The sequence below is a fragment of the Pseudomonas chlororaphis subsp. aurantiaca genome, assembly GCF_013466605.1.
GTDB classification, from domain to species: Bacteria; Pseudomonadota; Gammaproteobacteria; order Pseudomonadales; family Pseudomonadaceae; genus Aquipseudomonas; species Aquipseudomonas chlororaphis_I.
Genome location: NZ_CP059162.1, coordinates 4,609,135 through 4,633,634 on the forward strand (window position 1 = coordinate 4,609,135; position 24,500 = coordinate 4,633,634).

9 protein-coding genes are annotated in these 24,500 nt (G+C 66.2%); 6 read left to right on the top strand and 3 right to left on the bottom strand.

Annotated elements, in window-relative coordinates:
• Window position 1: 1 nt before the first annotated feature.
• Window positions 2-1,396 carry an efflux transporter outer membrane subunit gene (locus H0I86_RS20795; protein ID WP_180921974.1) on the top strand — a complete coding sequence of 465 codons (1,395 nt, stop codon included), beginning with the start codon at window positions 2-4 and terminating at the stop codon, window positions 1,394-1,396.
• Window positions 1,397-1,618: 222 nt separating this feature from the next.
• On the opposite strand, the gene pvdP is transcribed toward H0I86_RS20795, so the two are convergent.
• A complete protein-coding gene (pvdP, locus tag H0I86_RS20800; protein WP_180921976.1) occupies window positions 1,619-3,244 on the bottom strand; it encodes a pyoverdine maturation tyrosinase PvdP in 1,626 nt (541 codons plus the stop codon).
• A gap of 218 nt (window positions 3,245-3,462) precedes the next feature.
• On the opposite strand from pvdP, the gene pvdM reads away from it, so the two are divergent.
• From pvdM to pvdO, 3 genes are read left to right on the top strand one after another with little or no spacing between them, the layout of a single operon-like run.
• Entirely contained in the window at window positions 3,463-4,812 is a 1,350-nt protein-coding gene (pvdM, locus tag H0I86_RS20805; protein ID WP_180921982.1) for a pyoverdine-tailoring dipeptidase-like protein PvdM, read from the top strand.
• 30 nt (window positions 4,813-4,842) lie between these two features.
• Window positions 4,843-6,135, top strand: coding sequence for a pyoverdine-tailoring periplasmic protein PvdN (gene pvdN, locus H0I86_RS20810; protein WP_180921984.1), 1,293 nt, complete (start codon window positions 4,843-4,845; stop codon window positions 6,133-6,135).
• 52 nt (window positions 6,136-6,187) lie between these two features.
• The gene (pvdO, locus tag H0I86_RS20815) at window positions 6,188-7,087 is read left to right on the top strand and encodes a dihydropyoverdine dehydrogenase (protein WP_180921986.1); all 900 of its coding nucleotides are present in this window, start codon (window positions 6,188-6,190) and stop codon (window positions 7,085-7,087) included.
• A gap of 152 nt (window positions 7,088-7,239) precedes the next feature.
• Here the strand turns inward: pvdO and H0I86_RS20820 are convergent, their stop codons facing one another.
• Window positions 7,240-8,067: a formyl transferase gene (locus H0I86_RS20820; protein ID WP_180921988.1), complete on the bottom strand. Its 828-nt coding sequence runs from the start codon at window positions 8,065-8,067 to the stop codon at window positions 7,240-7,242.
• A 186-nt stretch (window positions 8,068-8,253) separates the two neighbouring features.
• Here H0I86_RS20820 and H0I86_RS20825 point away from each other — a divergent pair, with 186 nt between their 5' ends.
• Both H0I86_RS20825 and H0I86_RS20830 read left to right on the top strand, forming a co-directional pair.
• Window positions 8,254-9,906: a cyclic peptide export ABC transporter gene (locus H0I86_RS20825; RefSeq protein WP_180921990.1), complete on the top strand. Its 1,653-nt coding sequence runs from the start codon at window positions 8,254-8,256 to the stop codon at window positions 9,904-9,906.
• A gap of 153 nt (window positions 9,907-10,059) precedes the next feature.
• Window positions 10,060-12,459, top strand: coding sequence for a TonB-dependent siderophore receptor (locus H0I86_RS20830; protein WP_373369368.1), 2,400 nt, complete (start codon window positions 10,060-10,062; stop codon window positions 12,457-12,459).
• A 164-nt stretch (window positions 12,460-12,623) separates the two neighbouring features.
• Here the strand turns inward: H0I86_RS20830 and H0I86_RS20835 are convergent, their stop codons facing one another.
• Complete coding sequence (locus tag H0I86_RS20835; RefSeq protein ID WP_180921994.1) at window positions 12,624-24,500, bottom strand: non-ribosomal peptide synthase/polyketide synthase; 11,877 nt, start codon at window positions 24,498-24,500, stop codon at window positions 12,624-12,626.

Consider the following 24,500-nt stretch of genomic DNA (forward strand, 5'->3'; position numbering starts at 1 on the left):
TATGAAAGCGCCCCTCAGCCTTATCGCCGCCAGCCTGTTGCTGGCGGCCTGCAGCGGCCCCGCGCCGCGCCCGGACAGCGGCCTGCAGGCACCGCCCGCCTGGCACTCGCCCCATACCGCGGCCGCGCAGCAGGACAACCGCCAATGGTGGACCCGCTTCGGCAGCCCGGAACTGGAGCGCCTGATCGAGCAGGCCCGCCTGGGCAGCCACGACCTGGCCGCCGCCACGGCCCGGGTGCGCCAGGCGCAGGCCACGGCGGTGGTCGCCGGCGCGCCGTTGCTACCGGAACTCAAGGGCGCGCTCAATGCCAACCGGCAGAAGCTGCTGCGCGGCAACGGCTACAGCCAACTGGACGCCGACAGCAGCAACAAGGCCGTGGACTACTTCGACGCCAGCCTCAGCGCCAGCTATGAAATCGACTTCTGGGGCGGCAAGCGCGCGGCCCGCGACAGCGCCGTGGAAAGCCTGCGGGCCAGCGAATTCGACCAGGCCACCGTCGAGCTGACCCTGCTCGGCGGCGTCGCCAACAGCTACACCCAGGTGCTGTCGCTGCGCGAGCAGAGCCGCATCGCCGAACTCAACCTGGCCAATGCGCAAAGCGTGCTCAGGCTGGTGCAGACCCGCTACGACTCGGGCTCGGCCACCGCCCTGGAACTGGCCCAGCAGAAGAGCCTGGTGGCCGCCCAGCAGCGCCAGTTGCCATTGGTGCAGCAACAGGCCGAGGACGCGCGGATCACCCTCGCCGCCCTGCTCGGCCAGCCGGTACAGAACCTCGATCTCGGCCAGCAACCCTTCGCCCAGCTGACCTGGCCCAGCATCGATGCCGGCGTGCCCAGCGACCTGTTGAGCCGCCGCCCGGACATCGCCAGCGCCGAAGCCAGGCTCGCCGCCGCCCAGGCCGACGTCACGGTGGCGCGGGCGGCGATGCTGCCCAGCGTCACCCTGAGCGCCAGCCTCGGTTCGGGCGCCGATACGGCCTCGGATATCCTGCGCAGCCCGTTCTATAACCTCACCAGTGCCTTGGCGGCGCCGATCTTCAACGCCGGCCGCCTGAGCGCCGAGCGCGACCGGGCCCGGGCGCGCCAGCAAGAGCTGCTGGAAAGCTATCGCGGGGCGATCGTCAATGGCTTCGCCGATGTGGAAAAGGCCCTCGCCAGCATCCGCGGCCTCGATCGGCAGCGGCAATGGCAGAGCGAAGAACTGCGCCAGGCACAGATCGCCTTCGACATCGCCCAGAGCCGCTACCAGGCCGGCGCCGCCGACCTGCTCACGGTCCTGGAAACCCAGCGCACCCTGTACGCCGCCCAGGACCAGAACGTGCAACTGCGACTGTCACGCCTGCAGGCCAGCATCGCCCTGTACAAGGCTTTGGGGGGCGGCTGGAAAGCGCTTTGATCCCGAACACGCAGACGCTGCGCCGCCTCTGTAGCCGCTGCCGAGCGCAGCGAGGCTGCGACCGGGCGCGAAGCGGCCGTGAATCAGGCAACACGGTGTTTCAGACAAATCCCGTGCACAGGCTTTGCGAGGACTGCGTCGGAATGCCGCCCACCTCGATCGCAGCCTCGCAAGCTCGGCAGCGGCTACCGGGCCTTGGTGTCTGCACGGGCGTGAGCATTGTTACAGCAACCGCTCACGCACCTTCAGGTGGCGGGCATACCAGGGCCGCTTGGGCACTTTGCGAAACAGCTCGGCCAGCTTGCCTTCCTCGGCGAAGGTGATGCGCAAAGCCAGCTTCATGGTTTCCGGGTCCATCTCCACCGAGCGCCCCAGCTGCAGGCCGGGGGTGGTGCTGCAACCGTGGGTGTCCGGGCCCAGCCAGGGGTCGTCGATCTCGACCCAGCGCCCGGGAGCGAACCAGGGCACGCCGTTGACTTCAAGGCGGCTGACTTCTCCCGGGTGAAAGCGCTCATGGGCGCGGAACCAGTCCTCCACGCGGTCGTCGATCCAGCCGTGGAAATGCCAGAACACCGGGCTCACATGGGAAGAAAACGGATCGCCGAGGAAGTCGTTTTCCGCGGCGTACCAGCGCGCCGAAAAGTCCGCCGGATCGCGGGCGAACGGCACCGGCGCGCCGTTGGAGGGGTCGCGCGGCACCGAGGCCCAGCGCATGTGCAGCCAGTCGTGCAGGCCCAACTCCACCTCGGAACCGAACTGCCCCAGGGTCAGCGTCGACAAGTAGCGCGGGTCGCGGTAACGCGATTCCCAGACCTGGAAGTTACTGTGGTAGGTCTCGGCGGTCTTGATGTCGCTGACCCACTGGGTGTACTCGGCGTCGTCGCTGGCCAGCCAGGTCGGCGGCAAGGCGAAGCCGTCGTGATTGTCGAAATAACGGGCAAACCCCTGGCGATCGCGCTCCAGCTCCGGCTGCGGGGTCGGGAAGTTCAGCCAGGACGGCAGGTCCTGCATGGAACGCGCGGTGCCGAGCATGTGCCGGTGCATGAAAAAGAAATCGATGCCCGAGCCGTTGCGGTCCTTGCGCTTGCCCCGGGCATCACGCTCCTGGCCACGCGGGCCGGGCTGCCAGCCGATGCCGCGCAGGGCGTCGCGCTTCTCTTCGGACAGGGTGTGCCACTTGTCCCGCGAGGCGTGCCACAGCTGGTGAAACAGCCGGTGCTCGGGGGAAACCAGCCAGGCCAGCAGCGTCGGATTCAGGCCGATACGCTGGCGGGCTTCGGGAAACAGCTGCTTGGTGGCGACGAAGCGATTGTCCTGCTCGGGCAGCGCCAGCGGCCGGTCCAGGCGCAGGATACGCCCGCTGAGGGTGCCGCTGCCGGCGTTGCCGAAATCGGCCCAGACCTCGTCGAGCACCACGTTGAACTCATAACAAGGCGCGCCGTCGCGGGCATCGACGCTTACCAGGCGCCAATAAAGCTGCTTCGGATCGGGCGCCAGCAGATCGCCGACTACCCGATAACGCGGCTCGGCCTCGCCGCGCAATGCCTCGGCACGGTCCAGGTAGCCGCGCAGGCCGCGCCCGCGCTGGGCAATGTCGAGAAACAGTTCCAGCCCCTCGCGCGGCAGGCCCGCCAGGCCGGCGTCCGCGCCCTCGAAGCGCAGGGTCCAGACCCCGCGCAGCTTGTCCGCCAATTGCTGGCCGGCGGTGTCCGCCAGATCGACCGTCGCTTCGCCGGGGGTTTGCGGCTCCTCCTCACGCGTCAGTTCACGGTGCGCATAAATGGCCGCGGGCACCGCAGCTCCAGTGAGCGCCAAGCCTGCGATAAACCCTCGTCGAGAAATCGTCATTGCCCTACCTGTGTCAGCCCTGAAGCAGGCTTTATCCCAGCTAGGACGTTTGCAGAGGGGGGAAATTTAAGCGGCGCCAACAAAGGCCCGCGCCCGCCGCGCAGACCGGCCACGGGGCCTAATTTTCCACAGACCTCACTCGTTCTTCCCAGATAGCAAAGGCGCTGCACCTGTACCGGCACGCCTGCACCTTGACGGCGAACCCGACTGAGATGGCAATGACAAAACCACGTTCGAAAAAGGCTCTTTACATCGGTCTGCCGCTGGCCCTGGCCATCGGCGCCGGAGCAGGCTTTCTGGCCTGGGACTACTGGTTCCGTGGCAACCCCGGCTACCCGGTCAAGGTGATCAAGCAGGCCGATGAATTGCAGGAACGCATCCTGTCGTTCGACAGCCACATCAGCCTGCCGCTGGACTTCGGCGCCGCCGGCAACGAGTTCGACAAGGACGGCGGTGGCCAGTTCGACCTGGTCAAGGCCAACCGCGGGCGGCTGTCCGGCGCGGCCCTGACCATTTTCGGCTGGCCGGAAATGTGGAATGGCCCCAACGCGCCGCACCGCCCCACCGAGGGTTTTGTCGAGGAAGCGCGCAACCAGCAGGAGGTGCGCTACAAGATCATCTCCGGCATGGTCCGCGACTTCCCCAACCAGGTCGGCATCGCCTACACCCCGGACGATTTCCGCCGCCTGCACGGCGAAGGCAAGTTCGCGATCTTCATCAGCATGCTCAACGCCTACCCCCTGGGCAACGACCTGAACCTGCTGGACCTGTGGACCGCCCGTGGCATGCGCATGTTCGGCTTCAGCTACATCGGCAACAACGCCTGGGCCGACTCCTCGCGACCGCTGCCGTTCTTCAACGACTCGCCGGACGCCCTCGATGGCCTGTCGGAGATCGGCAAGCAGGCGGTGCACCGCCTCAACGACCTGGGGGTGATCATCGATGTCTCGCAGATGTCGACCAAGGCCCTGGAGCAAGTGGCGCAATTGAGCCGCACGCCGATGGTGGCCTCGCACTCGGCGCCACGGGCCTCGGTGGATATCCCGCGCAACCTCAGCGACAAGGAAATGCAGCTGATCAAGAACAGCGGCGGCGTGGTCCAGGTGGTCGGCTTCTCGCAGTACCTGCGCCCGCTGACCCAGGCCACCCAGGACAAGCTCAACGCCCTGCGCGCGCGCTTCGACCTGCCACCGCTGCCGAACCTGGCCATGGCCCTGATGCCGGGCGACCCGATCATCTCGGCCTGGCCGGAACAGAAGTTCGGCCAGTACGCCGGCGAGCTCTACGCCATCCTCGAGGAAGAGCCCAAGGCGACCCTCAAGGACCTGGGCGACGCCATCGACTACACCGTGCGCAAGATCGGCATCGACCATGTCGGCATCAGCTCGGACTTCAACGAAGGCGGCGGGGTCAAGGGCTGGGAGAACGTCGGCCAGATCCGCAACGTCACCGCCGAGCTGCTGTCGCGCGGCTACTCGGAGGCGGACATCGCCAAGCTCTGGGGCGGCAACTTCCTGCGAGTCTGGGACCAGGTGCAGAAGGCCGCGCGCCCGGTAGCCAACCGTTGAACCTCTTTTGCCGTCAAGTGAAACCGACCCATGACTGATCGTCGTACTTTTCTCAAGCAGGCCGGCGTCCTCGCCGCCAGCCTGCCGCTGGGCAATGCCGCCCTCGCCGCCCTGGCCCGGGCCGACGAGCCCCGCGACAGCACCCCAGCGTCCGGGGACAAATGGCTGCAACTGCGCCAACTGTTCAATCAGGACCCGGACTACCTGCACTTCTCCAACTTCCTGGTGACCTCCCACCCCAAGCCGGTGCGCGACGCCATCGAGCGCCACCGCGCGAGCATCGACCGCAACCCCGGCCTGGCCATGGACTGGGACCTGGAGGAAACCTGGAAGCGCGAAGCCGAGGTGCGCAAATGGGCCGGGCGCTACCTGGACGCCAAGCCCGGGCAGATCGCCCTGACCGGCAGCACCAGCGAAGGCCTGGCGATGATCTACGGCGGCATCCATGTGCACCCGGACCAAGAGATCCTCACCACCGTCCACGAGCATTACTCCACCGAGTACAGCCTGGACTTTCGAGTGAAAAAACAAGGCACCCAGGTGCGCAAGATCAAGCTGTTCGAGAACGCCCATACGGTGTCGGCGGACGAAGTGCTGGGCTCGATCAAGCGCAGCATCCGCCCCAACACCCGGGTGCTGGGCATGACCTGGGTGCAGTCCGGCAGCGGCGTGAAACTGCCGATCGGCCAGATCGGCCAGTTGGTGGAGGAGCTCAACCGCGAGCGCGCCGAGCAGGACCGCATCCTCTACGTGGTCGACGGCGTGCACGGTTTCGGCGTGGAAGACCTGAGCTTCCCGGACATGCATTGCGACTTCTTTATCGCCGGCACCCACAAGTGGATGTTCGGCCCGCGCGGCACCGGGATCGTCTGTGCACGCTCCGAGGAGCTCAAGGATGTCACCCCGATGACGCCGACCTTCTCCGAAGACAACAATTTCGCCACCTCCATGTCGCCCGGCGGCTACCACGCCTTCGAGCACCGCTGGGCGCTGGACGAAGCCTTCAAGCTGCACCTGGAACTGGGCAAGGCCGAGGTCCAGGCGCGTATTCACAGCCTCAACAGCTACCTGAAACGACGCCTGCAGCGACATCCGCAGATCGAACTGGTGACGCCGCTGAGCAGCGAGCTGTCCGCCGGCTTCACCTTCTTCCGGGTCAAGGGCAAGGACAGCGACGCGGTCGCCGCCTACCTGATGAAAAACCGCGTGGTGGCCGATGCCGTGGACCGCGACGTCGGCCCGGTGATCCGCACCGCGCCCGGGCTGCTCAACGACGAAGCGCAGATCGACCGCTTCATGGACCTGCTGGCGCGCACCCTCTGAGCGCGCGCCACTGGTCCAGCAGATCCCCCCTTGCCAACCCTTGAGATGACTCATGACCACTGAACCGACTCACCCCGCCACCCCACCACTGGCTCTGAAAAAACTCTGCGCCACCTCCCTGCTCGCGCTGTTCGGCGGCCTGCTGTGCCAGGGCGCACAAGCCGCCACGCCGCAACCGGGCCAGGTGTTCAAGGACTGCAAGGACTGCCCGGAAATGGTCGTGCTGCCCGCTGGCACCTTCACCATGGGCACTCCGGACGACGAGGTCGGCCGCGAACCCGACGAAGGCCCGATGCATGACGTGACCTTCGCCAAGCCCTTTGCCATGAGTCGCTTCCAGATCACCGCCGGCGAATGGGACAGCTACGTCAAGCAGACCGGCGTGGTCATCGCCAATGGCGACACCCGCCCCGGCCGCGAATGCGTCGCCAGCAAGCCGCGCTACCCGCAAGGCCCGCGTCAGCCGGCGGTGTGCATGGACTTCGCCGACGTGAAGGCCTATGTCGCCTGGCTGTCGAAAAAGACCGGGCACAACTATTCGATGGTCAGCGAGGCCCAGCGCGAATACGCCGCCCGCGCCGGTTCCAAGGGGCCCTTCCCGTTTCCGTTCGATGAAGGCAAGGGCTACAGCATCGCCAAGCACGCCAACACCTATGGCCCGGCCGATGGCTACAGCTTCAGCTCGCCGGTGGGCAGCTACCCGCCCAATGCCTTCGGCATGTACGACATGCACGGCAATGTCTATGAATGGATCGCCGACTGCGAACACGCCAACTATGTGGGCGCGCCTACCGATGGCAGTGCCTGGGTAGAGCCGGGCTGCGAATCGCTGCAGATCCGTGGCAACGACTGGGGCGAAGCTCCGGTGTTCTCCCGTTCGGGCAATCGCAACAATATCTACCCGAGCACCCGCGGCGACTGGATCGGCTTCCGAGTGGTACGCGAGCTGTAACCCCACTCCCGCGTCGCCAGGTTTACGCGGCTGCGCCCCGATCGCCGCCTGCGGCAGCGGCTACAGATATCCCCTCTGTAGCCGCTGCCGAGCCAGGGCGAGGCTGCGATCGCCCGCAAAGCGGGCGCCAGCTCCGGCGCCCGCCAAAGGGTTCAACCCTGCTTGGCCAACAGCGCCAGGCCTTCATGCAAGGCCGGGAACAGGCTGTTGTTGAAGTTGTTCCAGCGCAGTTCGAGGATAGTGTCCTCGGGGGCGATGGTGGTGTTGAGCACGTCATGGAACACCTCGCCGGAATCGATGCCGTTGTCCACGTAGTGGAACGAGGCACCGGTCATGTACAGCGGCTCGACCGGCTCGGTTTCCCGCGTGGTCCAGTCCACCACCTTCTGCCCACGGGCACCGTACAGCGCATTCCAGGTGGCATAGGCGCCGCGACGCTCGTAGGGCGACTCGAGGCGGGTGATGCCCGGATGGATGTTCATGATCCGCCGCGCGAAAGGCGCGCCCGGGCGCACCAGCTCGTCGAGAATCACCAGCAGGCCGTCGAGCACCACGATGTCAGCCTTGAGCTCCACCAGGGTGTCGTGCAGGCGGCGCTCGAAATCCTGCTTGCCGGCGATATGCTCGGCCGAGCCCCGCGGATGGCGACGATAGGTGGACGGCACGCTGAGCAGCAGGTCGTTGACCAGGCGCCCCTGCACGCGCAGGTCCGCCGGGTACAGCCACTGCCGGCCGGGCTGATAGGCAAAGCCGTAGTCGCTCACCAGTTGCTGGTCCCGTGGCGACTGCTCGTCATCGTCGTAGACCACCCCGACCAGGTTATAAGCCTCGCCCAGGGGCGTCTGGTTGAGCGACTCCACCAGGAACTCCAGCACCGACTTCATGTAGCGCTCGTGATCCTTGTAGGCCACCGGTTGCCCGGCCTTGTCGGCCGCCGCGTTCCTCAGGGACCAGACATACACCAGATTCTTTTTCATCATTTGCTCGCTCTCGCTGAATGGGCCAGGCACGACGTCGTTACGCGTGCCCCTCCAGAACAAGAACGAAGCAGGCGCCGGGCAATTTATCCGCGCCCGCTGCCAAGCTAAATACTCCCGCCAACGGTTCGTCTGTCATGAGTACGGGTCTTTCTGCCTCGACCCTTCATTCACTGCCGGGAACCCCTTATGACCGACCCCAAGCGCGGAGCCTTCCACGGATTGCTCGCCCTGCTCAGACCCTTTCGTACCACTGTCGTGATTTCCGTTGCCCTGGGCATGGTCGGCGGCCTGGCCATCACCCTGCTGCTGGCCACCATCAACAACGCCCTGCACTCGCAGACCGGCATGACCCAGGGCGTGGTCCTGACCTTCGCTGCCCTGTGCCTGCTGGCCCTGACCAGCTCGATCGTCTCGGATATCGGCACCAACTATGTGGGCCAGCGGATCATCGCCGCCCTGCGCAAAGACCTGGGAGAAAAAGTGCTCTCGGCGCCCATCGCCCAGATCGAACGCTACCGCTCCCACCGGCTGATCCCGGTGCTGACCCACGACGTCGACACCATCAGCGACTTCTCCTTCGCCTTCACCCCGCTGGCCATCGCCGCCACCGTCACCCTGGGCTGCCTGGGCTACCTGGCGTACCTGTCGGTGCCGATGTTCCTGATGATGGTGGTCGCCATCATCATCGGCACCAGCGTGCAGTACGTGGCCGGCGGCAAAGGGATCCGCGGCTTCGACCTGGCCCGCGACCAGGAAGACGAGTTGCAGCGCTACTACAACGCCATTGCCTCGGGCGCCAAGGAACTGCGCATGCACCGGCCGCGCCGCTACCGCATGAATACCCACCGCATCCAGGAAACCGCGGATCGCATCGCCTCGATCCAGGTGCGTTCGGTGAACATCTATATCCTGGCCAAGACCTTCGGCTCGATGCTGTTCTTCGTGGTCATCGGCCTGGCCCTGGCCATGCAGGCCTACAACCCGAACCCGGACCCGACCGTGATCACCGGCTTCGTGCTGGTGCTGCTGTACATGAAGGGCCCGCTGGAAAACCTGGTGGCCTACCTGCCGGTAGTGGGCAAGGCGAAGATCGCCTTTGGCCGCATCAGCGAACTGTCCGCGCGCTTCTCCTCCCCCGAACCCCATCTGCTGCTGGACGCTACCGAGGCGCCGAAACCCGTGGTGCACAGCCTCGAACTGCGTGGCGTGAGCTACAACCCGCCACCGGTGGAAGGCAGCGAGCCGTTCCACCTGGGGCCGATCGACCTGGACATCAAGCAAGGCGATATCGTCTTCATCGTCGGCGAGAACGGCTGCGGCAAGACCACCCTGATCAAACTGCTGCTGGGGCTGTACCAACCCCAGGCCGGGGAAATACGCCTGAACGGCGAGGCCGTGACCGACCCGGCCCGGGACGACTACCGCCAGCTGTTCACCACCGTGTTCGCCGACTACTACCTGTTCGACGACCTGGTCCAGGGCGGCGGCCAGCAGTCACTGGACAGCGCCACCCAATACCTGGACCGCCTGGAAATCGCGCACAAGGTCAGCATCAAGGACGGCGCCTTTACCACCACCGACCTCTCCACCGGCCAGCGCAAGCGCCTGGCCCTGGTCAACGCCTGGCTCGAAGGGCGCCCGGTGCTGGTGTTCGACGAATGGGCGGCGGACCAGGACCCGGCCTTCCGGCGGATCTTCTACACCGAGCTGCTGCCGGACCTCAAGCGCCTGGGCAAGACCATCATCGTCATCAGTCACGACGATCGCTACTTCGATATCGCCGACCAACTGGTCCGTCTGCGCGCAGGCAAGGTGGTGCGCGAAATGCAACCGGCCTGAATCTTTTTTTCCGGTTTGTTCATGAAGGAACGTCTCACTATCGTTAATGAGAATTAACCGCAATAAATACCAGCACCTGCCAACCTATACATAGAAGAGAACGCATCCATGCCAGCAGTACTCGGTCTCAGTCCCCTGAGTAAAGCGCTATCCATGCGAAAGGCCCTGAACATCAAGCTTCTCCCCAGCGCACTGGCCCTTGCGGTGTCGCTGCCGGTAGCCGGCTATGTACAGGCCCAAGAGATCGAGCTGGACATTCCCGTGCAATCGCTAGGCAGTGCCCTGCAGGAGTTCGGGCGGCAGAGCAACCTGCAGGTGCTCTATAGCCCGCAGGACGTACAAGGCAAGCAGAGCACCGCGGTGAAGGGCAAGATGGACGCGCAACGGGCCATCGGCATCCTGCTGACCGGCAGCGGCATCCGCTACAGCCTGCAGGGCAACTCGCTGACCCTCAGCGCCACCAGTGCCGGCGCCGAGGGCCTCGAGCTGAGCCCGACGCAAGTGACCGCCAACCAGTTGGGCAACGTGACCGAAGGCACCGGCTCCTACACCCCGGGCACCATCGCCACCGCCACCCGCCTGCCGCTGACCCTGCGCGAAACCCCGCAGTCGATCAGCGTGGTCACCCGCCAGCACATGGATGACTTTGCCCTCAACAGCGTCGACGCCGTCATGCGTCATACCCCGGGCATCACCGTGTCGGCGTTCGACACCGACCGGACCAACTACTATTCCCGCGGTTTCTCGATCAACAACTTCCAGTACGACGGCATTCCCTCCGCCGTGCGCAACGTCGCCTATTCGGCGGGCAACACCCTGAGCGACATGGCGATCTACGACCGCATCGAAGTGCTCAAGGGCGCATCCGGCCTGCTCAGCGGCGCCGGTTCCCTGGGCGGCACCATCAACCTGGTGCGCAAGAAGCCCACCGCCGACTTCCAGGGCCACGCCACCCTGGGTGCGGGCTCCTGGGACAACTACCGCAGCGAACTGGATGTCAGCGGCCCGTTGACCGAAACCGGCAACGTCCGCGGCCGGGCCGTGGCCGCCTACCAGGACAAGAACTCGTTCATCGACCGCTACTCGACCAAAAACTCGGTGTTCTACGGCATCCTCGAGTTCGACCTGTCACCCGACACCCTGCTGACCGTGGGCGCCGACTATCAGGACAACGACCCCAAGGGTTCCACCTGGTCCGGCAGCTTCCCGCTGATCAACTCCAAGGGCGAACACAACAGCGCCAAGCGCTCGTTCAGCAACGCCACCGACTGGAGCAGCTGGCAGCAGTACACCCGCACGGTCTTCGCCACCCTGGAACACGACCTGGGCGACGGCTGGGTGACCAAGCTGCAACTGGACCACAAGTACAACGGTTACGACGCCCAGATGGGCTCCATCCAGTTCGACCAGCCGCTGCCCGACGGCAGCGCCGAAATCAACGCCCAGCGCTACAAGGGCGACACCACCAGCGACTCGGCCGACCTCTATGTCAGCGGCCCGTTCAGCCTGCTGGGCCGCGACCACGACCTGGTGCTCGGCGGTTCGATCAGCAAGGCCCACTGGAAAGGCAAGGGTTACTGGGACGAAACCTTCTCGGTCCCCAACCGTGTGGATTACAACAACTGGCACGGCAACCTGCCCAAGCCCGACTGGGGCCCGGTGTCGCAGCCCACCGACGACGTGATCCGCCAGACCGGCGTCTACATGACCACCCGCCTGAACGTGACCGACGACCTGAAAGTCCTGCTGGGCGGGCGCGTGGTCAACTACAGCCTGACCGGCTTGACCCCGACCTACACCGAATCCGGGCGCTTCATTCCCTACGCCGGGGCAATCTACGACCTGAACGATAACTTCTCGGTCTACGCCAGCTACACCGACGTGTTCATGCCCCAGGAGAACTACAACCGCGACCGCGACAACAAGTTGATCGAGCCGGATGAAGGCAAGAACTACGAAATCGGCATCAAGAGCGAATTCTTCGACGGTCGCCTGAACGCCAGCCTGGCCTACTTCGAAGTCAAGGAAACCAACCGTTCGGTACCGGACGATGCCTACAACAACCAGACCCCGACGCCGCCCAACTACGCGTACAAGGGCAGCAAGGCGACCACCAAGGGCTACGAACTGGAAGTGTCCGGCGAACTGGCTCCGGGCTGGCAGGTGCAGGGCGGCTACACCCACAAGGTGGTGCGCGACGACAACGATGTGAAGCTCTCGACCTTCGAGCCCGAAGATCAGCTCAGCCTCTACACCACCTACAAGCTCACTGGCGACCTGGACAAGATGACCATCGGCGGCGGTGCCCGCTGGCAGAACAAGGCCTGGCAGCAAATCTGGAACAGCCCCAAGGGCGTGAATGAAGACATCACCCAGGAATCCTACTGGGTGGTGGACCTGATGACCCGCTACCAGATCACCAAGAACCTGTCGGCGACGCTCAACGTCAACAACATCTTCGACAAGTACTACTACACCAACGTCGGCTTCTATAACTCGGCCATCTACGGTGAGCCACGCAACGTCATGGTCACCACCCGCTGGGACTTCTGATACCCCGCCCCCGCGTCCCCCAAGCCCTGGGAAGGTTCCACCTTCCCAGGGCGTTTTTGTTTGCCCCGGATTCCCTGGCCCCCCTGTAGCCGCTGCCCCGCCGTACAAACAAAAACGCCCCCGGTCACCACAGCGACCGGGGGCGTTTTTTATCCTGGCGGCGTTTACTCCATGGCGGCGACAAAGCTCTCCACGAACTCGGCGTTGTCGATGATCCGGTCATGGTCGGTATCGATCACCACCGAACGCGCCACGCAGGACTGGCCGATGACCTGCCGCATGCTCGACTCGATCAGTTCCTTGTGCTGGCCGGCCCGGCTCAGGCCCGCCCACCAGCAACTGATCGGCGCCTTGATCGGCTTGAAGTCGGCCTGTTCCAGACGCTCGGTCAGGGTCCGGTCGACTTCCCAGGAGATCTCGGCCTCGTTGCCTCGCAGCAACTCTTCCTTGATCTCGCGGAAGGCGTCGCCCAGGGTCTGTTCGGCCCAGGCGCAGAAACGGCTCCATTGCTCGGCCTCGTCCGCCGACCCCGCCTGGCAGTCCAGCCAGGACTGGCGGATCGGCTCGGCGAATTCGCCGAACATCACCCCGAGCAAGGCCACCCGCCGTTCGTTGGCCGAAACCTCGCGCTCATCGCTGATCACCGCCGCGTCCCAGTACTGCTTGAGCCAGACAGGCGGCGCGGAGTCGATCCAGCCGACCATCTCGACCTGCCGCCCCGCCTGCTCCAGGGCATAGGCGACTGCCAACGCCAGGTTGCCGCCCAGGGACCATCCGGCCAGGCGGAAGGCGCCCTGTGGCTGGGCGTCCAGCAGTTGCCTGCTGTAGTCCTCGACCATGGCTTCCCAGCTCGGCACTTCGCCCCCCTGTTCGGCCAGGGCCCGGCAGATCACGCCCATCACCGGCCGCTGCTCGCGCAGCGCCAGGGCGATGGCCTTGTAGCAATGCACCGAGCCGTAGCTGGGGTGGAACAGGTACAACGGAGTGCCCTGGATCTGGCTGTTGAGCTTGACGATCAACGAGCTGCGCGCGTTGCCTTGCAGGCAATTGGCCTGGCCGCGCACGGTCGGGTTGAGCATCAGCTGGCTGACCGACAGGCCAATGCCGCTGGCCTTGCGAATCCGTTCCTTGAGCATCAACACCAGCAGCGAGTGGCCGCCCAGTTCGAAGAAGTTGTCGCTCCGGCCGACACGCTCCACGCCCAGCACCTCGCTCCAGATCGCCGCGAGCTGTTGCTCCAGCTCGCCTTGCGGCGCTTCGAAGTCCTGCGTGCCCTGCTGCGCGTCGGGTTTCGGCAGCGCCTTGCGGTCCAGCTTGCCGTTGGGGCTCAGGGGCATCTGCTCCAGCACCACCCATTGCGCCGGCACCATGTAGTCCGGCAACTGGGCCGCCAGGTGCGCGGCCAGGGTGTCGCGCCAGTCGTCAGGGTGTTCCTGCAGCACCAGGTAGCCCACCAGATGCTTGCCCTCTACCGCCAGCACCGCGGCCTCCCTCACCAGGGCGTGTTCCAGCAGGCGGGCCTCGATCTCGCCCAACTCGATGCGCAAACCGCGCAGCTTGACCTGATGGTCGATACGGCAGGCGTATTCGATCACCCCGTCGGCGCGGTAGCGGGCCAGGTCGCCGGTGCGGTACATGCGCTCGCCGCTGACGAACGGATGGGCCACGAAACGCTCGGCGCTCAGGCTCGGCCGCCGGTGGTAACCACGGGCCAGGCCGACCCCGCCCAGGTACAGCTCGCCCAGCACGCCCACCGGCACCGGTTCGAGGTTGCCGTCCAGCACATAGCAGCCCAGGTTGGCGATCGGTGCCCCTATTGGCACCGCGTCCCGCCCCTCGTCGACGCAGGTCCAGTGGGTGACGTCGATCGCCGCCTCGGTCGGGCCGTAGAGGTTGTACAGGCCGGCAGCCGGCAACTTGGCGAAGACCTGCTGCTGGGCATCCACCGGCAAGGCTTCGCCGCTGCAGATAATCCGTTGCAGGCTGTGGCAGGAGGCTACAGCCGGATCTTGAAGAAACGCCTGCAGCATCGAAGGCACGAAGTGCAGGGTCGTGACCTGCTGCCGGTTGATCAGGCGCACCAGCTTTTCCGGATCACGGTGATCCCCCGGCGCCGCCACCACCAGGCGCGAGCCGGTCATCAGCGGCCAGAAGAACTCCCACACCGAGACGTCGAAGCTGAACGGGGTCTTCTGCAAGACCGTGTCGTGCGCGTCCAGGCCATAGGCCTCCTGCATCCAGCACAGGCGGTTGGTCAGTGCCGAATGACGGTTGCCCGCGCCCTTGGGTTGCCCGGTGGAGCCGGAGGTGTAGATCACATAGGCGAGGTTTTCCCCGTCCAGCGCCACCTGCGGATTGTCCTCGCTGTAGCCTTCGAGCCAGCCTTGCCCCTGATCCAGCACCAGGCACTCCAGGTCGTGCGGGATCGGCAGGCGTTGCAGCAGGTGATCCTGGGTCAGCAGCAGCTTCACCGCGCTGTCTTCGAGCATATAGGCCAGGCGTTCGCGCGGGTATTCCGGGTCCAGCGGCACATAGGCGCCACCGGCCTTGAGCACCGCCAGCAAGCCGACCACCATCTCGATGGAACGCTCCAGCGCCAGCCCCACCAGCACATCGGGACCGACACCGGCGGCCATCAGGCGATGGGCCAGGCGGTTGGCGCGGCGGTTCAGCTGGGCATAACTCAGCTGTTGCTCGCCGAAGGCCAGCGCCGGCGCATCCGGGCTGCGCAGCACCTGATCCTCGATCAGCTGGTGCACGCCCCGTTGCAGCGGGTAATCGCGGGCCGTGGCGTTCCAGTCATGGACCATCCGCTGGCGCTGCGCGACCGGCAACGACGGCAGGTCCGCGAGGCGCTGCGGCTCAGGCGTGGCCAGGGCCAGCAGCAGTTGCCGGAAGTGCTCGGCCAGTTGCTCGATGTCCTGCGCGCCGAAGGCCTGGCGGTCATAGTTGAATTCCAGCACCAGGGTTTCGCCGATGGCCAGCAACACGGTCAATGGATAGTGGGTCTGCTCCAGGCTCTCGATGGCGCCAAAACGCAGGCCCGCTGGCGAGCCCTGCTCCAGTGCCTCGGACACCGGGTAGTTCTCGAACACCAGGATGCTGTCGAACAGCGCTTCGCCACCCAGCCCGGCCCAGCGCTGGATCTCGAACAACGGCGTGTGTTCCTGCTCGCGCAGGCGCAGGTTCTGCTCCTGCAGCTGTTGCAGCCATTCGCCCACCCACATCTGCGGGCTTGGCGTGGCCACCACCGGCAGGGTGTTGATGAACAGGCCGACCTGTTGCTCGATCCCCTGCAATTCCGCCGGACGCCCGGCCACCGTCGCGCCGAAGGCGACGGTGCGCTGGCCGGTATGGCGTTGCAGCAACAATAGCCAGGCACTTTGCACCAGGGTGTTGAGGGTGACCTTGTTGCCCTGGGCGAACGCCTTGAGGCGCTCGGTCTGGTCGCGATCGAGGCTCAGGCGGTGGGCGCCGTTGACCAGCGCGACAGCCGCGTCCTGGGCGACGCCACGGGCCAGCCGCGTCGGTTCCTCGAGGCCAGCCAACTGGCCTTTCCAGAAGGTTTCGCTGATCGAACGGTCCTGCGCCTGCAGCCAGGCGATGTAGTCGCGATAACGCCCGACAGGCGCGCGCAGGGTCTCGCCGGCATAGTGTTGCAACACCTCGCCGAACAGCTGCGAACCGCTCCAGCCGTCCATCAGGATGTGATGGTTGGTGTAGATCAGGTGATGGCTGTCGGCGCCGGTGCGCACCACCACCAGGCTCAGCAAGGGCGCCTGTTCCAGGACGAAGCCCTGGGTCCTGGCCGCTTCGGCCAGGTTGTCGAGGGCTTGCGCCTGGTCCGCGCGGTGCTGCCAGTCATGTTCGACCAGGGGCACTTGCCGCTGCTTGTAGACCACTTGCAGCGGCTGCTCCAGCTCCGCCTGCCAGAGGAAAGCGCTGCGCAGGATATCGTGGTGCTCCAGCGCCACCTGCCAGGCCGCCTGGAAGCGCCCGACGTCCAGGCCCTGCACATCGACCCGCATCTGGTTGATGTAGTCGCCCGAGCCCTGCCCGTACAGGGACTGGAACAGCATGCCCTGCTGCATCGGCGACAACGGATAAATGTCCTCCACCTGCTGGATCGGCAATAACAAGCCATCAAGCTGTTCCTGGCCCAGCCTGGCCAGCGGGAAGTCCGACGGCGTGGCGCCACGGTTCTCGCTCTGGCAGCAATGCTCGATCAGCGCCTTGAGTTCCTCGGCGTAGTCGTCGGCCAGTTGCTGGATAGTCGCCTCGTCGAACATTGCCTGGCTGAAGCTCCAGTTCAGGTTCAGCTCGCCACCGTACACCTGACCGTTGATTTCCAGCCAGTTGCCCAGCGCCGCCTCCGGGCTCTGCTCGGCGCCGGCGGAGTCGCCGGACGGCGCGAACAGCCCTTCGGCCTCGCCGCCCTCGAAGCTGGCATCGAACTGGCCGAGGTAGTTGAAGGTGATCCGCGGCCGCGGCAGCCGGCCCAGCGCTTCGCGGATCCGCGGGCTGCCCAGGTAACGCAGGGCGCCGAAACCGATGCCCTTGTCGGGAATCGCCCGCAGTTGCTCCTTGATCGCCTTGAGCGAGTCGGCCAGGGTCGGCGCCGGCACCAGCTTCACCGGATAGATACTGGTGAACCAGCCCACGGTGCGCGTCAGGTCGATGTCGTCGAACAGCTCTTCGCGACCGTGGCCCTCCAGGCGGATCAGGGTCGACTCGTGGCCGCTCCAGCGCCCGATGACCCGCGCCAGGGCGGTCAGCAGCAGATCGTTGATCTGGGTGCGATAGGCCGCCGGCGCATCCTGCAACAGCTTGCGGGTGAAGGCCTGGTCCAGGTGGGTGGTCACGCTCAGGGCATGGCGGTTGCTCAGGCTGGCGTCCGGGTTGGCGCACGGCAGCTCGGCCCGGCCCCCCTGCAATTGCTCCTGCCACCAGGCCAGCTCGCGTTCCTGGGCCGCGCCCTGGGCATAGCCCTGCAGGTGCCGGGCCCAGTCGCGGGTCGAACTGGTCTTGGCCGGCAGCACCACGGCGGTGTCACGGGCCAGCTGGCGATAGGCGCTCTGCAAGTCCTCCAGCAGGATGCGCCACGACACCCCGTCCACCACCAGGTGATGGATCACCAGCAGCAAGCGCTGGGAACCGTCGGCCAGCTCGGCGAGGACCGCGCGCAACAGCGGGCCCGCGCCGAGGTCCAGGCTGCGCTGGGCTTCTTCGCCGAGGGCGGCGAGCTCCTCGACGCCTTGCAGCGCGCTCTGCCACAGCACCTGGTCGGCCTGATGCTGCTCGGCCGGACGATAGGCCGCGTGCCAGCCGGAGGCATCGGCCACGAACTGCGAACGCAGCGCGTCGTGCTGCACGATCAGTGCTTGCAGGGCCTGGGTGAGGATCGCCGGGTCCAGGCGCTCATGGGGTTGCAGCACCACCGACTGGTTCCAGTGATGACGCTCGGCGATCTCGTCCTCGAAGAACGCCTGCTGGATCGGCAGCAGCAACAGCTCGCCGCTCAGCGCGGCCTGATCGATCGACAGCCCCTCGGTCCCCTGGCGTGCGACTGCGGCCAGGCTCTGCACGGTCTGGTGCTGGAACAGGTCCTTGGGCGTGAAGCGAATGCCCGCCTGACGGGCGCGGCTGACCACCTGGATCGAGATGATCGAGTCGCCGCCCAGTTCGAAGAAGTTGTCGTTCAGGCCGACCTGGGGCAGGCGCAGGACTTCGGCCCAGATCGCGGCGATCTGTTGTTCCAATTCGCTCTGCGGCGCCACGTACTCCTGTTGCAACAGGCTGGCGTCCGGCAGTGGCAAACCCTTGCGGTCCAGCTTGCCGTTGGGGGTCAGCGGCATGCTTTCCAGGAACATCAGGTGCGCCGGCACCATGTAGTCCGGCAAGCGGGCCTTCAGCGCCCGACGCAGGGCTTCGCGGCACGTCGCCTGGGCGGCAACATCCGCGGCCACTGTCGGATCCAGGGTGACGATGTAACCCACCAGTTGCTTGCCGCTCGGCCCGGCCTGGGCCACCACCACCGCTTCGCGCACCGAGTCCTGCTCGCGCAGGCGCGCTTCGATCTCGCCCAGCTCGATACGGAAACCGCGGATCTTCACCTGATGGTCGACCCGACCCAGGTAATCCACCACACCGTCCGGACGACCACGGGTCAGGTCGCCGCTGCGGTACACACGGCTGCCGGGGGCACCAAACGGATCCGGGACAAAACGCTCGGCGGTCAGCGCCGGACGCTCCAGGTAACCGCGGGCCACGCCTTCGCCGCCGAGGTACAGCTCACCGGCGACGCCGATCGGTTGCAGGTTGAGCTGGGCGTCCAACACGTAGCCGCTGCGGTTGCCCAATAGCTCGCCAATCGGTGCATAGGCCGCGCCGCATGGATCGCCCTTGCGCGCCTTCCACAGCAGCGGCGTGACCACGGTTTCGGTCGGGCCGTAGCCGTTGAACAGGTAGGTCGGGCGCAAGGCGCGCCAGGCCAGGTCGTAGCTGGATTGCGCCACCGCGTCGCCGCCAAAGCAGTACACCCGCACCGCCGGTGGGTTGCCGTCGCGCTCGGCATGTTCGGCCAGTTGTTGCAGGTACACCGGCGGGAACACCCCCACAGTCACACCGTGGCGATGCATCTGTGCGTAGGTGTGTTCCGGCAGCCACAGGCTGTCATCGCGGATCAGCACCCGGGCGCCGTTGATCAGCGGGTGCATCCAGCCTTCGTGGGAACCGTCGAAAGCGAAGGACATGAAGTGCAGCTCGCAATCCGCCGGGGTCATTTCATACCGCTCGCCGGTGGCGATGATGTGCGCTACCAGCGGACCGTGGGAGACCGCCACGCCTTTCGGCAGGCCGGTGGAGCCGGAGGTGTAGATCACGTAGGCCAGGTTGTCGCCATCCAGCGCCACGTTCGGCGCACTGTCGTCCTCCCCTGCCCAGTCCTGGATGCGGTCCACCGCCAGGCTGTCCAGCCCGTCCGGGATTGGCAGCTGCTGCGACACCGCGGTATGGGTCAGCAGCAACTTGGCGCGGCTGTCCTGCATCATGTACAGCAGGCGATCACGCGGGTATTCCACGTCCAGCGGCACATACACACCGCCAGCTTTGAGTACCGCAAGGAAGGCCACCATGATTTCCGCGCTGCGCGGCATGGCGATCGCCACCCGCACTTCCGGGCCGACGCCACGGGCCATCAGCGCCCGGGCCAGGCGGTTGGCGCTACGCTCCAGCTCGCCGTAGCTCAACTGCTGATCGCCAAAGATCACTGCCACCGCTTCCGGGTTTTCCCGGGCGCGGTCAGCCACCAGTTCATGTACCAGACGCTTGGCCGGGAAGCCGGAGTCCGTGCGATCCCACAACGCCAGGATCTGCTGCCGTTCGGCGCTGTCGAGCAGGTTCAACTGGCCGATGCTCTGCCGTGGATCGGCGACCATGGCCTGCAACAGGTTCTGCCAGTGCCGGGCCATGCGTGCCACCGTGGCCGGTTCGAACAGGTCCAGGGCATAACCCAGGGAGGCCCAGATGCCCTCCTCGGCTTCCTGGATATCCAAGTCCAGATCGAAATGCGCGGTGCGGCTGTCCCACTCCAGGCCCTCGACCCGCAGGCCGGGCAACTGTTGCTCGGCACGAGCGCCACGGGCGTCGGTCTGGTGGTTGAACATCACCTGGAACAGCGGGTTGTGGCTCAGGCTGCGCTCGGGTTGCAGCGCCTCCACCAGTTGCTCGAACGGCAGGTCCTGGTGGGCCTGGGCCTCCAACGCGCGCTGCTTGACCTGTTGCAGCAGCTGGGCAACCGTCATTTGCCCGTCGATATCGGCCTTGAGCACCTGGGTGTTGACGAAGAAGCCGATCAGGCGCTCGGTCTCGACCCGGTTGCGGTTGGCGATCGGCACGCCGACGCGAATGTCTTCCTGACCGCTGTAGCGGTGCAACAGGGTCTGGAACGAAGCCAGCAACAGCATGAACAGGGTCACGCCCTGCTGCTGGGCCATGGCCTTGAGCTGGGTGGCCAGCAGCGGGTCCAGGGCGATGCCCAGGCGCGCGCCGCGATGGCTTTGCACCGCCGGGCGCTGATGGTCGAACGGCAATTCCAGCACCGGCTGCTCGCCGCCCAGCTGGCCCATCCAGTAGTCCAGCTGGCGTTCTCTTTCGCCGGCTTCCATCCACCCGCGCTGCCATGCGGCGTAGTCCGCGTACTGGATCGGCAAGACCGGCAACTGCAGGTCCTGACCCTGGCTGTAGGCCGCGTACAGCTGCACCAGCTCGTCGACCATGATCTGCATCGACCAGCCATCGGAGACGATGTGGTGCTGCACCAGCACCAGCACATGCTCCTCCTCGCTCAAGCGCAGCAGCTTGACCCGCAACAGTGGGCCCCGCTCCAGATCGAACGGCCGGGCGATTTCCGCTTCGACCCGGGTTTTCAGCTGGGCCTCATCGACGCCCTCGGCATCGACCAGAGCGATATCGACAGACGCCTCGGCGCGAATCACCTGCACCGTGCGCTGGCCGTCCTGTTGCAGGTGGGTGCGCAGGCTTTCATGGCGCGCCACCAGGGTGTCGAAGCTGCGGTGCAGAGCGGCCTGGTCCAGCCGGCCCTTCAGGCGCAGGGCACTCGGGATATGGTAGGCCGCGCTCTGCGGCTCCAGCTGCCAGAGGAACCACTGGCGCTCCTGGGCATAGGACAAGACCAGGGGCTGGCCGCGCTCGACCGGCGGCATGGCCGGCGCCTGGGCGCCCTCGGCATCGCCGGCCGGCAAGGCGCGGACGAAACCTTCGAGGCGCGGCTGCTCGAACAGGGTCCTGAGCGGCACTTCCAGCCCCAGGGTATGGCGCAGGCGCGAGACCACCTGCATGGCCAGCAGGGAGTGGCCGCCCAGCTCGAAAAAGTGATCGGTCAGGCCAATGCGTTCGGCCCCCAGGATATCCGCCCAGATCGCCGCCACCTGTTGCTCCAGCGCGCTCACCGGCGCGATCCAGGCCTGCTGCGCCTGGCTGGCGTCCGGTTGCGGCAGGGCCTGACGGTCCAGCTTGCCGTTGGGGTTGAGCGGCATGCGCTCCAGAAACAGCAGGTGCGCGGGCACCATGTAGTCCGGCAATTGCTCGCGCAACGCGGCCTTGAGCCGCTCGCCCAGGGCCTGTTGCTGCTCTGGCGATGTCAGCGGCCGGGTGGCCACCACATAGCCGATCAGCTGGCTGTCGGCGGCCAGCAGCACGGCTTCGCGCACCTCGGCCTGGGCCAGCAGCAAGGCTTCGATTTCCCCCAGCTCGATACGGAAACCACGAATCTTCACCTGATGGTCGACCCGGCCGACGTACTCGATCACCCCGTCGGCGCGGTAGCGCGCCAGGTCGCCGGTGCGGTACAGACGCTCGCCCGCCGCGCCGAACGGATCGGGCATGAAGCGCTCGGCCGTCAGCAGCGGGCGCTGCAGGTAGGCCCGTGCCAGGCCGCTGGCGCTGCCGATATAGAGTTCGCCCACCGCTCCCACCGGCAACAGGTTGAGGTCGCGGTCCAGCACATACAGGGCCCGCCCCGGCAACGAGCGGCCGATCGGGCTGGCCGTGGCGCCCATGACCGGGTCGGCCGCGGAGCAGTCCAGCACGCTGGAGACCACGGTGGCCTCGGTCGGGCCATAGGTGTTGAGCAACCGCACCTGCTCCAGGCCGGCCCGGCGCCACTGGGCAGGACCGTCGAGGGGCATCGCTTCGCCGCCGATATGCACCTGGCGCAAGGCCCCGTAGGCGCGCGGGCCGGCCGCCAGGCAATCGAGCAGGAACAGGTTCCAGTAGGCGGTCGGCAAGTCGGCCAGGGTAATGCCCTGGCGGATGATTTCGCTGTACAGGCGGGCGCTGTCCCACAGTTCGGGACCGCGCAGGACCACGCTGGCGCCATGGGTCAGGGCCGGGTACAGCTGCTCGACGAAACCGTCGAAGTTCAGGGTGGCGAATTGCAGGACGCGGTCATCCTGGGACAGCCGCGAATAACACGCGGCGATGCCGGTGAACTCGCTCAGGGCGGCGTGATCGATGGCCACGCCCTTGGGCTTGCCGGTGGAACCCGAGGTGTAGATCACATACGCCAGGTTGTGCGGGTCGACCGCCAGCCCCGGATCGCTCTCGGCGCACGACGCCAGTTGCCCGTCCGCCAGGTCGATATCCAGGGCCGCCAGGTCGGCCGGCAAGGGCAGGCGCTGGCGCAGGTGGGACTGGGTCAGCACCAGGCGCACGGCGCTGTCTTCGAGCATGTGTACCAGGCGCTCGCGGGGATATTCCGGGTCCAGCGGCACATAGGCGCCGCCGGCCTTGAGCACCGCCAGCAGGCTGACCACCATGGCGAAGGAACGCTCGACCGCGACCCCCACCAACACTTCCGGGCCGACGCCCTGGTCGATCAGGTAATGCGCCAGGCGGTTGGCCTGGCGGTTCAGTTCGGCATAGCTCATGCGCTGCTCGTCCAGCAGCAGGGCCACGGCATCGGGACGCTGCCGGGCCTGCGCCTCGAATAGTCGATGCACAGGCCCTTGCGCCGTGACGGTGGCGCCGGCATTCCACTCCTGGACCATACGCCGCTGTTCGTCCGCGCTCAGCAGCGGCAGCTCGCCGATCAGTTTCTGCGAACTACCCTGCATGCCGCGCAGCAGCCCTTGCCAATGCTGCGCCAGGCGCTCCACGGTGGCCGCCTCGAACAGGTCGGTGGCGTAGGTCAGGGATGCCCAGAGGTCGTCGCCGGACTCCTGGGTGTCCAGGCTCAGGTCGAAGTGGGTGGTGTGGCTGTCCCACTCCAGGCCTTCCACGCGCAGGCCGGGCAACTGCTGTTCGGCGCGGGCGCCACGGGCGTCGGCCTGGTGGTTGAACATCACCTGGAACAGCGGGTTGTGGCTCAGGCTGCGCTCGGGTTGCAGCGCCTCGACCAGTTGCTCGAACGGCAGGTCCTGGTGGGCCTGGGCCTCCAACGCGCGCTGCTTGACCTGTTGCAACAGCTGGGCAACCGTCATCTGCCCGTCGAGATCGGCCTTGAGCACCTGGGTGTTGACGAAGAAGCCGATCAGGTGCTCGGTCTCGACCCGGTTGCGGTTGGCGATCGGCACGCCGATGCGGATATCCGACTGGCCGCTGTAGCGGTACAGCAGGGTCTGGAACGAGGCCAGCAGGAGCATGAACAGGGTCACGCCTTCGCGCTGCGCCAGGCCTTTGAGGCCCGCCGCCAGCGACGCCTCCAGCTTCAGGTCGAGACGCGCGCCGCGCTGGCTCTGCACCGCCGGGCGCGGGTGGTCCAGGGGCAGCTCCAGCACCGGCTGCTCGCCCCCCAGCAGGGCGCACCAGTAACCCAGCTGACGCTCCTTCTCCCCCGCTTCCATCCAGCTGCGTTGCCACAGCGCGTAGTCGGCGTACTGGATCGGCAGCGCCGGCAATTGCAGGTCCTGGCCTTGGCTATAGGCGGCGTACAACTGCACCAGCTCGGCCACCATCACCTGCATCGACCAGCCATCGGAAACGATATGGTGCTGCACCAGCACCAGCACATGTTCGTCCTCGGCCAGGCGCAGCAGCCTGACCCGCAGCAGCGGGCCCCGCTGCAAGTCGAAGGGCCGGGCGATTTCCGCTTCCACCAGAGTCTTGAGCCGCACATCGTCGGCGCCCTCGGCCTCAACCCGCACGATCTCGACGCGGGCCTGGGCATCGACCACCTGCAGCGTGCGCTCGGCGTCCACCTGCAAACGGGTGCGCAGGCTTTCATGGCGCGCCACCAGGGCGTCGAAACTGCGCTGCAACGCGGCCTGGTCCAGCCGGCCTTTCAGGCGCAGGGCGCTGGGTATGTGATAGGTGACGCTGTCCGGCTCCAGCTGCCAGAGGAACCACTGGCGTTCCTGGGCATAGGACAGCGGCAGGCGGTCGACCGCCATGCGGGTCGGGGCAATCGGCAACTGAGCGAAGCTCATGCCACGGCTTTGCAGCCGTTTGTAAAACAGCTTGCGTTGTTCCAGAGGCAGGCGAACGAAGCGAGACACCAGATCGATATTTTCATTGGAAAGCAT